Source organism: Peribacillus asahii (assembly GCF_004006295.1).
Lineage (GTDB): Bacteria > Bacillota > Bacilli > Bacillales > DSM-1321 > Peribacillus > Peribacillus asahii_A.
The window spans coordinates 3,997,501-4,011,622 of sequence record NZ_CP026095.1; the positions used below are offsets into that span (position 1 = coordinate 3,997,501).

Below are 14,122 nucleotides of genomic sequence, written 5' to 3' on the forward strand. Positions count from 1 at the left end.
TTACAAAAAATCAGAGATGAAAATATTCATGTAAAAAACATTCGAATCAAAGATGTCGAAACAAACATTCACTCACTTACCATAAGAATACTTGTCGATCAAAAAAGAAAAACATCTGACGTGTACTACACAATTTCTAGTATTCAAGAAGTCTCAAAGGTAGAAATTGAAAATATTTAAAAATCAATAACGTTCTATAACAACACCAAAAATCCGTTAGAATATGGCATTCTAACGGATTTTTCCTTTTTTATTGACTTTTCTATTAATTCAGTTAAAATAATTAGTGTATCCTATTCGGGGCATTAGCTCAGCTGGGAGAGCGCTACGCTGGCAGCGTAGAGGTCAGGGGTTCGAGCCCCCTATGCTCCATAAAATCAATATTATCAACGGTTTTGGTTTTTTTCTAAGACAATTTTGTGTAGTGGTCTTAGACATTATCTAAAACGTGACGGACTGACCACTTCTCTACTAATTTGTGAGGAGTGGTTTTTTATGTTAATTAGATTTTTAATTGATGAGTTTATCACTGAGAAACGCTATGAAAACGTAACAGAGCAAAGTATTAAGACTTCCGAGTACAATTACAAACATTTGGAGAGTTTTCTCGCTACCCAAGGTATTGAGCAAGTCAAAGACATTTCTTCTCGTGTTGCCAAACGTTATATGATGTTTTGCAAAGATAGTGGCGATAAGCCAACCACCTTAAATTCACGTCTGAAGCGAATTAAGGCTCTTTTTAATTGGGCAGTGAAGGAGAAGATTATTGAAGAAAATCCTTTTACAGAGGTTAAGAAAGTGAGGGAAGACATCCGAATTCAAGCTTTTACTGATGAAGAAGTTAAAGAAATTATCTCATACCTTAGAAGAAAGAAGCGTAGAGAAGATACCTTTTATGCAGTACGAAACTACACTGTATTCCTTACTCTTATAGGAACTGGAATACGACTTGGTGAACTAGTCAATTTAAGATGGGAAGATATCAACTTTGAAACAGGACAAATGAAAGTCTTTGGAAAAGCAAGGAAGGAAGCCAATGTACCTCTGGCAAGCTCATTACTCAGAGAACTATCCCTTTGGAGAGTATATTGTGAAGAGAAGTTTAACAAGCTATCTTCTAACGTTTTTATTAGCCAGAACAATCAGCCTTTGACAGACAATGCTATCAAGTGCTTTTTTAAACGTCTTGCTCAGGCTATGGAATTTCCTGAGACACGCTGTTCTGCACACTCTTGTCGACATTACTATGCCAAGACCTATATTCAATCTGGTGGTGACATCGTGTCCTTAGCAAGGATTTTACGACATACCAGTATAAAAACAACTGAGCGTTATCTGCATATGTTTTCTAACGAACTGAAAGAGAATAACGAAAAGTTTAATCCTTTAAACAAGTTATTTTAAGTGCCTACTTGTACTTGAAGAACATTGGTTATACTACACATATCACTTTAATGAACCAAAAACCCTATCTCCTTAATGGGAGATAGGGTTTTTCTTTTAATACAGTCTATAAGCATCGTTACAGATAAACAGCTTCAGTTTTCGTTCTAAACGATAAACCACATTCACAAGATACATGGAATTTGGATTATCGATGGTAAACCCTCCACCCATCATCGATTGTTAATGTCGTTAATTGAATTGTACTCAACGTTTTACATTAGAACAAGTAATAACAATGTAAAAAAACAGCTACTATAATTTATTAAGGCTATTCTAACTTTTCAATAATTGAATTACCTCTGGCGTCAAGAGGACTAGCACTGAGGATTATTTTACTATCTTCAGTTATATCAATTATATAATGTCTATTCGTTACAGTTTCTTTCTCTTTATCTCCATTAACATCATAAATGTATACTAAATCCACAACGGCATCATATGTATTAGAACCTTTTCTCTTATTGTTTTTGAGAATCATTTCTAAATTCTCTATCTTACGATTTTCATAATACGATTTAATTATATGGTCTTTTGTTTCATTATAAAAATCACTTTTTTCATCACTATAGAATTCTTTTATGTAAGACATATTGTTTTTGTTATATGCTTCAACATACTTAGCTCTATAATCCTCCAATCCCTTTAAAATTATGTCAAAGCTTTCTTCCGTTTCTGTTTTTATTGCCGATTTTGTTTCTGCTGTCGTTACGGTTTCATCTTTTGTTTCTTCTATTTGAGGTTCTTTCGCCTTTGATTCTACATCGGATTTATAAACAACCGCAAAAACTGAAACACCAGTAGTTAATAAGATTCCTATCAAAGGAACATAAATGCTCCCCCACCGCCACCGCCTTTTCTCATCCCTATCTTTTTCTCTGTCTAACCTCGACATTCTTAAACCTCCAAAATTAAATTTTCAGGAGTATTATATCATTCACTATACTTATAAATGAATTCCTACATAACTTACTTTCTTGCTCTGAAGAGAAAAACATACCACTTTTAAATAAAGTCGATAATTTATTAATAGTCCCTTTGAAACTATTTGGTTTAAAAAATGTCAAAAAAAAGAGACTTGTCAACAGACAAAATCTCTTTAGAACCAATGAAATGCTGCATTAATTTTTCCAAGGAAAGGCAATACTCCAAACAACACAGAAATTAAGGTATATTTTAGAACAGGTATTGAGATAACTGTTCTACTGATAACCTCTTCCCCATTATTTTTTCGTATTGTTGTTTCCTTTTCATAATTAATAAACATTCCGCATTCCCCCCGATATGTATTTTTGTTTGGACAGAGATATCGTATAAATACTACCTCTGACACTAACTTCCGATTCATGGTCAATGATTCAAAAGTTATATGTATTCATTCCTAGGTTGTAGGTATTTATTTCTAAATACGTACTATGTTTCATCGGGGTTTTACTTAACTTTTGGAATGTTAGGTTCGAACTATAATATAGCATTTTAAACCATTGAAGGCAATATGTGAAATATAAAATTAGAAATTTAAAGTTCTTATATTTCGTTAGCTTTAATACAAACAGCCCCAAATAACTGCATTATAAATCTTGCTGAACCTCTCTATATATCTAATTACAATACAAAGGAGTATTAAATATAATTTGATTAGTAACAATTACAGGTAAGTTCTACTACCCGTTAAAGTTTAAATTAATAACAAAAAAAGCCTACCTAATGTAGGCTTTTACAACTTTATTTACCTTTCTCCATGTCACTAACTCTTTTTCTTTTTAATAATTCAAGAATATCTCTATATGTCAAATTTTCTTGTTCTAGTATTTTACAAATATACTCTTTAGTAAATAGGGTATTCCCACTATCTTTCGATATAACACTTCTAGTTTTTCTCAAAACCTGTGTAATTCGAAGTGATAATTCCCTTATTTCCTCTACTTCCAAGTGAAAAATGTGCTTTGCATGAGGTACTGCCTCAGTATGAACTTTACTTTTGTGACTTAGAACAGTGACATTAATCTCTTGACCTTCTGGTAGTGCCTTTTTTTCTCTAATCCAATCTTTATGACCTAAGGCCTGTCTACAAGTACTAATTGAAATACTATGCTCTTTATCTTCATCTGACTTAGCCTCAAATCCACAGATTAAATCCCTTAATATCCAAATACCATCTGGAGCACCGTCCCCATTTGGTCTATCTGTCTCAAACCCAAGAAACTCGCCTAGTTTTTTTAGACCTTTTTCAAATTTTTCACTTTCATCGGTATTAATTAATCCAAAAAATTCATTTACGTTTTTTTCAAATTTCCCACCCATAAGTCCTAAGCTAGAAATAATATCTTCTATATTTTCAGCTTGAATCGTTAAGTAAGGGTCAACTTGTACTTCATCTTTTTTCTCAAGAGCTAAATGATTTACTAATTCTGCTAACCAACTTATACCATAAGTTATTCTTAGAGCAGAAGAATAATATTCAGAACTTAATTTTGAGGCTGATTGGATAGTATCTTTTGCTAAGTAAGCTGTATTACCTGCTAAATAGTACCACCATGCCCTATAACCGTCTAATTCTTTCCCACCAGTAGCAGTATCTAAAACGGATTTTACCTTTTCTAACGACCATTCCAAATCATTTTTCCACATTCCATATACATATTCTATTTCATATTTAACACTTTCAGTTAACTTACTAGTAGCTTTTTGAACTTGCTTCTCATAGTCTTCTCTAATGCTAGTTATTGCACTATTAATTTCTGAAAAGAATGTTTTATCTCCAATGAAATAATCCATAAATTCGATAATTTCATCAATCGATTCAAAGTTCTCGGAATTTTGTAACCCAAAATCAATTTCAGCTTGAATCTCAGGATGAAATCCATTTAGATTTTCACTATTTGCACAAAACTTGAGTAAAGTAGGGTCCACCATTAAGACATTAGCAAAATCATCACTTGACCGTGTACACCTACCTAATGCCTGAGTAATTCTTGTTTTAACTAATTCTTTTAATAGGACATTTGCATTTAGAGAATTCCATAAAAAACCTTCTTGCAGATTTGTGGCTTCAGGCATTCCATATAAAACTAATAAACGGCATGAATCCTCTGAAAGGTCAATACCATCATATCTAGAAGTTAGGAGTAAAACCGCTCGTTCTTTATTTATAAAGGCATTTAGATTTTCCTCTATATCAGTCGCCTCGATAATTGGGATTTGTGGATATTCTTCGATAAATTGTTTTTTAAAGTAACTTGAAGTTCTATTGTCAGGGCATAAAACTAAAGCTCTACCGTGATTGTTGATTGCCTTAAAGGTTAAATCAAGAGATTCCTTTTGACTAAACTTCCTATTAGGGAATAATATCAACCTTCTACCATTACTATATTTATCCCATCCTTTTGGAATAGGAATTTTATTAATCTTCTTAATTCCTGTGATTCTTTCAAGTTCTCCACCTTCCCCTAATGTAGCTGACATAAATATTCTTTGTTTTGCATTTGCAAAAGGGCGATGAGTTAATGTTGGAGGACTTAAAGGTCTAATATTTATTTCTCCCCAGGAAAAGAATAACTGGCAAGCCTCTAAATTATCTCTTATCATTGACCAAGGAAATTTTGCATTATTGGGTAATGTGCTAATTTTCGAATCAATATACTCCACAAGTTGTGGAAGTTTCTCTAAGTATTTTGGATAAGGAACTAAATCATAAATAGGTTTTTTATATTCATAATCATCCCTCATAATTCTTGAATAGCTATATTCAGAAATATCATCTTTATATAATTCAATAATACTATTAAATTCATCTGGATTATCTTTTCTAGTTACAGCAAAAGTCCATAATGATGATATATAATTTTCTGCAGAATGTGCATCATCAAAAATTATTGTGTGTGCATCATTAAGCTTTGGGTTAGTATTGAAAAGACCACTATAAGTAGTAATTGCGATTGATTTCCCTGTAACGTAATCACCATAGTCTTTTTCAGAGTAATTTGCCTGGGGACCAACCAAAATACTCGTTTTAATGCCATATTCTTGAGATTTCTCAGACACTTGATACGCAAGCTGCCTTGTTGGACATAAATATAAAACTCTCTCCCCCTTACATCTCCTTCTATATTCCGCTATAAGCAAACCTACTAGTGTTTTCCCAGTTCCAGTTGGAAGTTCTATAGCAATGTTGGGCTTATCCTTATAATTATTATAATAATCCCTTAATATATCAGCCTGTTGAGACCACAATCCTTTTACACTAGGAATTTGTAATTCCCTAAAAATTGATTCTGGGTCTTTTTCAGCAGTATTCCTTGGTTTGGGTACAATAAAACGTGGCTTTCGTTCCAATTTATTTTCACCTCATTTAATTTTAATAATACCTTTCAATAATTAGTTCAACCTAAACTCAGTAAGGTTTGCCACCTGGACTTTCGAAAAACTCAATACTAACTACACAGGAAAATTATACCATACTAATAAAAAAAGAGCAGTCCTCCTTTAATCACCACTCTCAAAAAACTTTGTGACGTGTGGAAGAGGGTACATAGTGTGTATCCCTCACAGTGCCCCCACTAAAAATGTCGAAATCATCCCCCCATATCATCACATAACAGAAAGAGACCCCATGAGGAGTCCCTTAACTTGCTTCATATTCCTTAACCTTGCGATAGAATGTAGCCTTAGTCATATTTGATTTTTTCATTGCTTCAACTGCAGTGATATCTCCTGCCTTCCATTGCTTATAAGCCTGCTCGAATTCAGATGTAATAGATGTTTTAGGTCTTCCTAGGTGCTTACCCTGAGCTTTTGCTGAAGCTATGCCTTCAGCTTGACGAGCCTTTATCTTAGTTCTCTCTTCTTCAGCAACCCAAGACAATACCTGTAATACTAAGTCCGCTACAAAAGTACCGATTGAATCATTGTATTTCCGCGTATCCAATAATGGCATGTCAATGACAACAATATGTGCTTTGATGTTTTGCGTGATATCCTTCCACTCATTTAGAATCATCTCTTTGTTACGACCAAGTCTATCTAATGAATGTATGTACAATGTATCTCCTTCACGCAACCTCAATTTCAAAGCTTGGTATTGAGGTCTATTGAAGTCTTTACCGCTCTGCTTATCGATATGAATATCACGCTCATCAATTCCAAGAGCATACATACTATCCAATTGTCGTGCTTCGTTTTGGTCTTTGCTACTTACTCTTACATATCCAAACTCTTTGTTGTCCATGATTAATTCCACCTTGTTATTTAATACTCTTATCGTACAGAATGAGTATCAAAATGTCAATCGTGATTATGATACGTTCCAAAAGTTAATTTGACACCATATGATACTATCGAAACCCTCATTCAACCATTAAGTAAAATGCGTCGCAAAAAGTGTACCTTTTGAAACGTATAAGCTTATCGAAAACAACTATGATAAAAGCAGTGATGTCTGTCCTTTAACAACATTAGATAGGTTACGCATCTATTATCGGTTATCACTATCGAACTACCTCAGTGTATTACTTCACGTTTTATCATCTTAGTGTATTAAATCCTATCCATTATTTGAGTCGTATCGTGAACTTACTAAATGCCAGTTTGTGAATGAGAGTGGTTTCTGATTTCATATCAACACACTAAGCAGTCATAAGAGGCTTACATAATGCCCTAAGATTCAGTCTTAAGCATAACTTAAGAAAGAAACAACAAAGAGCCACACATGAGCCGCTCTGAACGTCCGTGGCAATGTACTTGGGTAAATAATGTTATAAAATTTGCTAAATTTTCAATTTTCACATCTTATTTCGTGGTAAGATTTTACTATAAACATTATTTGGGGTGTGGTGTATTGAAAATTCGAGAGGTTTTTGATTCATACATTAATAGCGATAAAACGAAGTCCTCGTTAAAAGTCCACAAGGGAAAAGTGGATAAATATATTACTTTTATTGGTAATCAAGATATTGAAAAGGCACTCGATGAAAGTTTATTACGCAAGTACATATTTGATAAAAAACAAAACCCGAAGGGAAAGTATGATGCGTTAAAGAATTTCTATCACTATTACTATGAGGAAATTCTAAATTTATCCAAACTGAATTTTCCCGTGTTTCCAATCGATACTAAAGAATTGGTATCACGAAACAATCCAGAAAAAAGAAGACCAGTTTACTTTTCAAAGGAATTTGACTTCAATTGTTTATTCGACGATAGGCATTATGAACACTTAAATAATCATGGAGCAGCATTAGCAGTTAAGGCATCTTTAGCATTAGCATTGTCAGCAGGTTACGATAGTGGGGAAATGTTTCCTACAAATGGAGAACATGAAAAAGCCATGAAGATGGATGATGTTTTTTTTGAAGAGGATTACATTAAGGTTAGGAATTTTTCTAGTCAATCGACTGTTCCTTTTATTTTAATACAAGGAAAAAATGCTGAGTATGTAAAGGAATACTATAAGTTAAGATTGTCATTCCCAATAACAAAGAAATTTCAACAATCCCTTTTTATAGCTAATACTTGGAAGACTAATGAGTTGAATTTTGATACTAAAATTACAACAAAGATGATTTATTACCCACATGATTTAGTATCATACATGTTAAAGTACATTACCGTAAAAGAAGGACAACCTACTCCTTTAATAACCGATTTAAGGGCAAATATGGTTTTACATTCTTTATACAACAGTAAGGGTTCTGCATTACAGGACATAATAGAATTGTACGGATTCCCGCCTTTTGTTAAACAAGCATTTGAGAAATACTGTATGACAACAAGCAGGGATAGCGAGCCAATCTTCTCCGTACTTTCTTTAGACACGGCTAAATCGGAAGAATCTTTTATTGAAGATGAAGATGAAAAAAAAAAGGTAGAATCCCGAATTAGTGTCATCGATAGATTGGTAAGAGACAGTGTAAAGGTTAAAAAGTTAAAAGAAATTTACGGTAACTCCTGTCAAATATGCAATGAACAAATTACATTAATTGATGAAATTTCTTATTCGGAAGTTCACCATATTCAACCTTTTAATAAATTGCATCAAGGAATTGATGACAAATCGAATATGATTGTAGTATGCCCTAATCATCATAAGCTTTTTGATATGGGAATTATAGCTTTAGACCCAGAAAATCATCAGAGAATATTGCATGTTGATAGTAAAAACCCTTTACATCAGAAAATGTTAATGGCTAATAAACATAGGTTATCGTCAACTCATGTTAGGTATCACTATGAGAATATTTTTATGCCATTGAGAGAAAGTCTATTAGAAACTAGAAAACAAGGAATTCGGTAAGGACTCCTTGTTTTCTACTGGAACTTTAATGGATTGTTGCTCCTAATGAAATCACAGTTTTATTAAAGGCTGGTAACCAAGTCTTGAATTCAGACCACATTGGCAGTTACTCCATTCTTAATCTATGGAACAAAGTAACTTCTAGGAGTTACTCGATGCTACTGTAAGAAGAGAGAGGTAACCCACTCAATCAGAGGAGCATATTGAACCATTCGCATTATAATAAATGAGTCCAATTTGTAAAGAGGACTGCTCGAAAGAGGTCAAGAATAGAAAAACGCAGGGAAATCACAAGATCCAAATCTCGCAGGAAATCACTACGTAATTAACACTAAAAGGACTTGAAGAGTATCCAAGTCCTTTAAGGTTTGTTATTCAACTCTTGCACCCGTTAGTGTAAGTACATTTCTTGACAGGCTATTCAACGGTCCATTCGAATAAAGTTGAAATCTTACAGACCCAGGTTTAATTATGTTTGTTTTGTTAGCCAAACAATAAGTATCCTAGGAATGCTTATTTTATCAATTTAATCTTTCCTCAATTTCCAGTGTTGGGAAGTAATCACCAAACTCATTTGTTTCCTTTTCATTACGATTCATACTAATAGTTCCTGCACCAGGATATGTAACAGTCAGTACTTGCCAGCCTTCATGGTTTAATAACTCATCTGATAATTGACTGTATCCATTAACTGCTAAATCCTCGGCAGAAAACTGTTCCATTGGTGCTAACTCAATCGTTGCTTTTATTTCACCATTTTTAAAAGAAACGTTATTTACTACATAAGAATAATCCTTAATAATTTCATTCACTTTATCTGCTGTAATTTGCTGTTCTGATTGTTCCACTTTTGCTTCTTCGGCTGCTTTGGCATCCGCTTCTGCCTTAGCTTTAGCTGCTGCTTCTTCTTGTTTTGCTTTTTCTTCCGCTAAACGTTTCTCTTCGGCAGCCTTAGCTTCAGCTTCTTTTTGTTTCTGCTCATCTTGCATTTTAAACCATGGAGCTGCTTCATCTACTTTCGCTTGTAAATCTTTATTTTCTGTTTCAAGGCTTGCTACGGTTTCTGTTTCAGCAGACAGTTGTTTCTTTAATTCATCTACCTTAGCATTTGCACTATCAATTTGCTCTTGTGAAGGACCAACTGCAGCTCCAATACTAAGAGCAATCAATGCTGTTATTACATACTTCCATCTCTTTTTCAAAAATCCTAAAACCACTTTCAATTTGTAACTCCCCCTAAAGTATTTTCATATGATGCTAGTCCAATTTTACCAGAATGATACAAAAAAAGAACTAGACTTTTTTAATGTCCTCCAATTGGCAATGAATCAATATCCTCAACAACAATATCTGGACTTCCTAACTGGTTAGGGGTTCTGAAACCATAGGAAATTGAAAAATCCTTCTTCAACTAAATTGCCAATTAGTTTAAGTGCATTCTTTTACAAATAATAACAGACATTGTTTATTCTTATTAAAACCAAAGTTTTATTAGTTGCGTAACGATGCTTCAAATTCCGCTCCTCATGTTTAATCATCAGCTCAAATATAAAAAAGAAGATGACTTAAATCTAAGTCATCCCCAATCTCCACTTCCCCCTCCGAATAGTCATATATTGATAACATCATCGCTTGTTCTAATCTTCCTACTTTCTCTACGCTTCAAACCTGCAGTATAGTCCAATACTGGTTTAATGGGTTCGTTCATAAATCGCTCTTTTCTTTCTTTCTCATTCTGCAATTGTAGCTTTGCATCCTCTAGGTTTTTATCATTCAATCTGCTTAGAATAAGACCTGTTGAACCTTGAGATAGAGTGTCAATATTTACACCCTCCATTGCATTATGAATAGCTTTTACAACAGTTTCCGCTCCATACTTCTCAGCTAATTGGTTTAGCTTCTTAGCTGAGTTATTATTATGTTCACCTTGATAATGAGTGAACCATTTCTCGATTTCAGCATCAGCAATGAACACCTTTTGTCTTAAATCTTTATATGTTTCTTTATTCTTAGATTTTGGTTTAGCAGTCTTAATCGACTCAGTCGCATCAGCAGTAAAATAGACTTCTAACACCTCAGTGTTGAGATAATAGTGGTTTACATTTTTCTCTTTACTGCCTTCTTTATAAGACCTTTTCACCGTCATTAATCCTTTTTGTTCTAAAACTTGAATATGACTCTTAACACTTCTTTCTGATTGTCCTGTAATGTTTGCAATACTTGAGATAGGTGGATAAGCGTATACATGACCCTTTTCATCTTTCGCATTGGATTGAATACTCATATTTCTAAACGATACCAATGCACCGTATACAAGCGTTTCTCCGACCTTTAACTCATAATCACTCATTAAATTTGCGTTAAACTTGATAAATGCTACTTTATTTTCTTTCAACACTATGACCTCAATTCTTTTTAATTTATATGGATTCATAACGACTTACTTCCCTAAGTCTTAATCCCCCGTTTGCAATAGATAGAAGAGAAATAGAAAGGAGCGGAGCGACTAGGAGCGTCAGCGACCTGTTTATTTATTTCTCTTATTTAATCCTCTAATGTCTTCTCTTATATTGGGCAAATTTCGCACTACCCTTTTACATTTTTTGCACTACCCCTAATGCAAAATTTTCACTAGGGTAGTGTAAATTTCGCACTATCTCACTCACATTATTTTTACTACTCGTCCCTCTCTTTCTATACTTGAATTTGTTTTGCCGCTCTTTAGACAAACACAAAAAAGGAGTGGCTTTACACACAATTCCTCCGTTAGAAAGCACACTTATCCCTGTCTAATATAGGCATAAAATTATACCTATCCCTATGAGTACGTCATAGATATACAGAATAAGTGTGCCTCCTCATGAGGCGGTTGCATGTAAATTCACTCCTTACATAGTTTATTTGTTTGATAGTTGCCTCAGCAATTGTATCTATAATTAGGGAATACAACTCTAGAACTTGAATCGTTATAAAAGATATGAGACATTATTTCAGATGCTAAATTTGAAATTTGTTTTTTGATAGGCTTTAGTATTCAATCTCGATACAAGACCAATCTATCGTGTCCAAAGCATTATCCTTATATTCCAGAGTAGGCTGTGAAGTCAACTTTATTGAATCGTCACCAATATATATATAAGCAGCACTAAGCTTGTCTCCATACTCATTGAATAATTCAGAATTAACAAAGTAAAACTTCATTTTTTTCCATTCTTTTTTTGTATTTTTATTTTCCATAATTAATTTCCTCCATTGTTTTCAGGATTTTATATAAAAGGCTGTCAACCTTTCATGACTTCGCACCTAATCGTGTTTGCTAAAGCCATCTTTAAATTTTTCAATGATTATTTTTTACTTATCGACATTCCTTTTGTAAATAAAGAGGGCGCTGTAATTTCATCTACAAAAGATTGGGGTATAATGCCTATCGTGTCGGTGTTTATAAGAACACCCTGTTAGTGTGCTTTGAAGTGCTAGCCTCACACTGTCGTAGCAGGGTCAACAGGCATAAAATGTGGAAAATACTAACCCTTTTATTTCTATTTCCAAAAAGAAAAAGAGAGCAGCAATATGACCGCTCTCTAACAAATGTATCATTAACCTTAGTAAAACTACTTTAATTCATATGGTGTACAAACCCCTATACTATATATAGGATTAAGCAAGGAAAAAGTTGCACTTTAAGTTGATATTTTTTTAAAAAATTTTCACCACCTCTAATTCTTTCTACGATTTAAAAGACATCTATAACAACGACATTTTATGCTTCCATCACACTGATATTTTTTAGAAGATAATTTCTCAACTTCTCCATATCTTTTAGCTGCTGAGTCTTCCCCCCACTCCTTTTCAAGGAGGACACATTCAAATGTTAATAGAAAATCTTTAATAGAATCTCCTATATCAAGATTTTGTTCCTTAGCTTTCTGTTTTACGACTTCTTCATTATCATCCCACTTATAGAACAACAGCTGTTGGTCAGTTAAGTTAAAATACCAGATATATAAATGTTCCAAGGGAAGAATTGGATAGATATTTTGGTCTACAATAATAACATGAATGTAATGTATGTTTGAATCATACTTGCTATCAACGTCTGAACCATGTTTCCTCATTCTACTCCTAAAGTCATCGTTATACCACATACCAATATACACAAGGTTTCCATACAATTCTTGAAATATATATATTCCTGATAGACCTATTAATGAAGTATAATTAAACCCATCTACATGTGTATACTCACGCTTAACCACTGCTCCTCCTCCTTCTTCACTTTCACTGTCCATGTAATTACTATTATCCAGTACATCATACATACCTTAAACCAACTAATCAGATACTCTACTTACTTAGTATACAATAAAGGCAAAATATCCAATAAACAGGAGGGCATTATAAGTAAAAGTAAAAAATAAGTTTAATATCTAGTTGTATCATTTAAAAGAATCGTTTTGTACCAGAAATGATTGGAACTGTATCATTCGATTTAAGATACTACCCTTCAATCCTTCAATTTTCCAACAAGAAAACTTAAAATGTAGAAACCATTCCCCATTTCTAATAAAGTAAAAAGAGCAGCCACAATGACCGCTCCCTTTAGCCCGCTAAGTATGTTTTTAGATTCATGCTCACTATAAATAAGAGCGTAGATTATTTACTACTTCATCGACATCTAAACGCAAATATTTAGTTGTTACTGATAAATCACTATAACCCAATGCTTTAGAGATTACAGCAACATTTGCCCCTTTATCTAGCAATGATTTTGCAAAACCCTTCTTAGGTCATGAGGATTGATGTTCTTTAAACCATACACCCTAGAATACTTATGTAGCCGCTTCTGGATGTTATTATGTGTTGGTGAGGTTGCTATAGCATCACCATATTTGGTAATAAATAATAGGCTATCACATGACCACTACAGCATTTTTATTGACCATTATCCCTAATTAAATTACAATTCGATTAGAGTTGTGGTCAGTATGAATAAAATGTTGATTTATCGCGGGGCATTAGCTCAGCTGGGAGAGCGCTACGCTGGCAGCGTAGAGGTCAGGGGTTCGAGCCCCCTATGCTCCATATATTACAACGACCTAAGAACCTTGAGAAATCAAGGTTCTTTCTTTTTCACTTTTATTAACGATCTTAATCACTTGTCTAAAATCATTTTGTTGGTCATAAATTGGTCATACACTTAAAAAATTGTGTTATTACATAACATAAAGAAAATTTTTAAACTGATATTAACAATAGTCTTTTTTACACTTTGGCGGAAAATCTCTTATCTCTTTTACTGTGATATCCATCTCCCTCGCTTCCAATATTAATTCAATCCATTTAGAATATAAAAATTTAGTCTGTTTGTTCGCCATTAATTTAACCCCA

General features: G+C 33.5%; 11 protein-coding genes, 2 tRNA genes and 1 pseudogene (1 of these 14 cut by a window edge). 5 read left to right on the plus strand and 9 right to left on the minus strand.

The genetic code is table 11. From position 1 onward, the window contains the following. From BAOM_RS19740 to BAOM_RS19750, 3 genes are all read left to right on the plus strand, one after another. Positions 1-180, plus strand: partial view of an MgtC/SapB family protein gene (locus BAOM_RS19740; RefSeq protein ID WP_127762654.1) — the end only. Its footprint begins 534 nt before the window's first position; 180 of the gene's 714 nt are visible here — the last part of the coding sequence; its start codon lies beyond the left edge, outside the window; it ends in the stop codon at positions 178-180. Positions 181-299: 119 nt separating this feature from the next. Further along, positions 300-372: transfer RNA gene (locus BAOM_RS19745), tRNA-Ala, on the plus strand. A gap of 123 nt (positions 373-495) precedes the next feature. Further along, positions 496-1,404, plus strand: coding sequence for a tyrosine-type recombinase/integrase (locus tag BAOM_RS19750; protein ID WP_127761739.1), 909 nt, complete (start codon positions 496-498; stop codon positions 1,402-1,404). 310 nt (positions 1,405-1,714) lie between these two features. On the opposite strand, the gene BAOM_RS19755 is transcribed toward BAOM_RS19750, so the two are convergent. From BAOM_RS19755 to BAOM_RS19765, 4 genes are all read right to left on the minus strand, one after another. Beyond that, positions 1,715-2,338: a TcaA NTF2-like domain-containing protein gene (locus tag BAOM_RS19755; protein WP_127761740.1), complete on the minus strand. Its 624-nt coding sequence runs from the start codon at positions 2,336-2,338 to the stop codon at positions 1,715-1,717. 204 nt (positions 2,339-2,542) lie between these two features. Then, positions 2,543-2,710: a hypothetical protein gene (locus tag BAOM_RS24640; protein WP_164853296.1), complete on the minus strand. Its 168-nt coding sequence runs from the start codon at positions 2,708-2,710 to the stop codon at positions 2,543-2,545. Between the two features lie 458 nt (positions 2,711-3,168). Continuing rightward, entirely contained in the window at positions 3,169-5,778 is a 2,610-nt protein-coding gene (locus tag BAOM_RS19760) for a DEAD/DEAH box helicase (protein ID WP_127761741.1), read from the minus strand. A gap of 289 nt (positions 5,779-6,067) precedes the next feature. Continuing rightward, positions 6,068-6,670 (minus strand): recombinase family protein, encoded by a 603-nt coding sequence (locus tag BAOM_RS19765; protein WP_127761742.1) that lies wholly within the window; start codon positions 6,668-6,670, stop codon positions 6,068-6,070. A gap of 609 nt (positions 6,671-7,279) precedes the next feature. Between BAOM_RS19765 and BAOM_RS19770 the strand changes: the two genes are divergently transcribed. Next, complete coding sequence (locus tag BAOM_RS19770) at positions 7,280-8,734, plus strand: HNH endonuclease (protein WP_164853297.1); 1,455 nt, start codon at positions 7,280-7,282, stop codon at positions 8,732-8,734. A gap of 521 nt (positions 8,735-9,255) precedes the next feature. Here the strand turns inward: BAOM_RS19770 and BAOM_RS25230 are convergent. From BAOM_RS25230 to BAOM_RS25235, 5 genes and pseudogenes are all read right to left on the minus strand, one after another. Further along, entirely contained in the window at positions 9,256-9,957 is a 702-nt protein-coding gene (locus tag BAOM_RS25230; RefSeq protein ID WP_257467450.1) for a toxin regulator, read from the minus strand. 386 nt (positions 9,958-10,343) lie between these two features. After that, the gene (locus BAOM_RS19780; protein WP_127761744.1) at positions 10,344-11,168 is read right to left on the minus strand and encodes a helix-turn-helix domain-containing protein; all 825 of its coding nucleotides are present in this window, start codon (positions 11,166-11,168) and stop codon (positions 10,344-10,346) included. Positions 11,169-11,761: 593 nt separating this feature from the next. Next, entirely contained in the window at positions 11,762-11,971 is a 210-nt protein-coding gene (locus tag BAOM_RS19785; protein ID WP_127761745.1) for a hypothetical protein, read from the minus strand. Between the two features lie 479 nt (positions 11,972-12,450). Further along, positions 12,451-12,990 (minus strand): hypothetical protein, encoded by a 540-nt coding sequence (locus BAOM_RS19790; protein ID WP_127761746.1) that lies wholly within the window; start codon positions 12,988-12,990, stop codon positions 12,451-12,453. A 378-nt stretch (positions 12,991-13,368) separates the two neighbouring features. Beyond that, positions 13,369-13,637, minus strand: a pseudogene (locus BAOM_RS25235) (tyrosine-type recombinase/integrase); the annotation flags it as partial. A gap of 106 nt (positions 13,638-13,743) precedes the next feature. Here BAOM_RS25235 and BAOM_RS19800 point away from each other — a divergent pair. Continuing rightward, positions 13,744-13,816: transfer RNA gene (locus BAOM_RS19800), tRNA-Ala, on the plus strand. The last annotated feature ends 306 nt before the right edge of the window (positions 13,817-14,122 follow it).

Excerpts from the sequence above, each read along its gene's own strand:
- BAOM_RS19750 (WP_127761739.1), top strand. The coding sequence starts at position 496 with ATGTTAATTAGATTTTTAATTGATGAGTTTATCACTGAGAAACGCTAT.
- BAOM_RS19755 (WP_127761740.1), bottom strand. The coding sequence starts at position 2,338 with ATGTCGAGGTTAGACAGAGAAAAAGATAGGGATGAGAAAAGGCGGTGG.
- BAOM_RS24640 (WP_164853296.1), bottom strand. The coding sequence starts at position 2,710 with ATGTTTATTAATTATGAAAAGGAAACAACAATACGAAAAAATAATGGG.
- BAOM_RS19765 (WP_127761742.1), bottom strand. The coding sequence starts at position 6,670 with ATGGACAACAAAGAGTTTGGATATGTAAGAGTAAGTAGCAAAGACCAA.
- BAOM_RS19780 (WP_127761744.1), bottom strand. The coding sequence starts at position 11,168 with ATGAATCCATATAAATTAAAAAGAATTGAGGTCATAGTGTTGAAAGAA.
- BAOM_RS19785 (WP_127761745.1), bottom strand. The coding sequence starts at position 11,971 with ATGGAAAATAAAAATACAAAAAAAGAATGGAAAAAAATGAAGTTTTAC.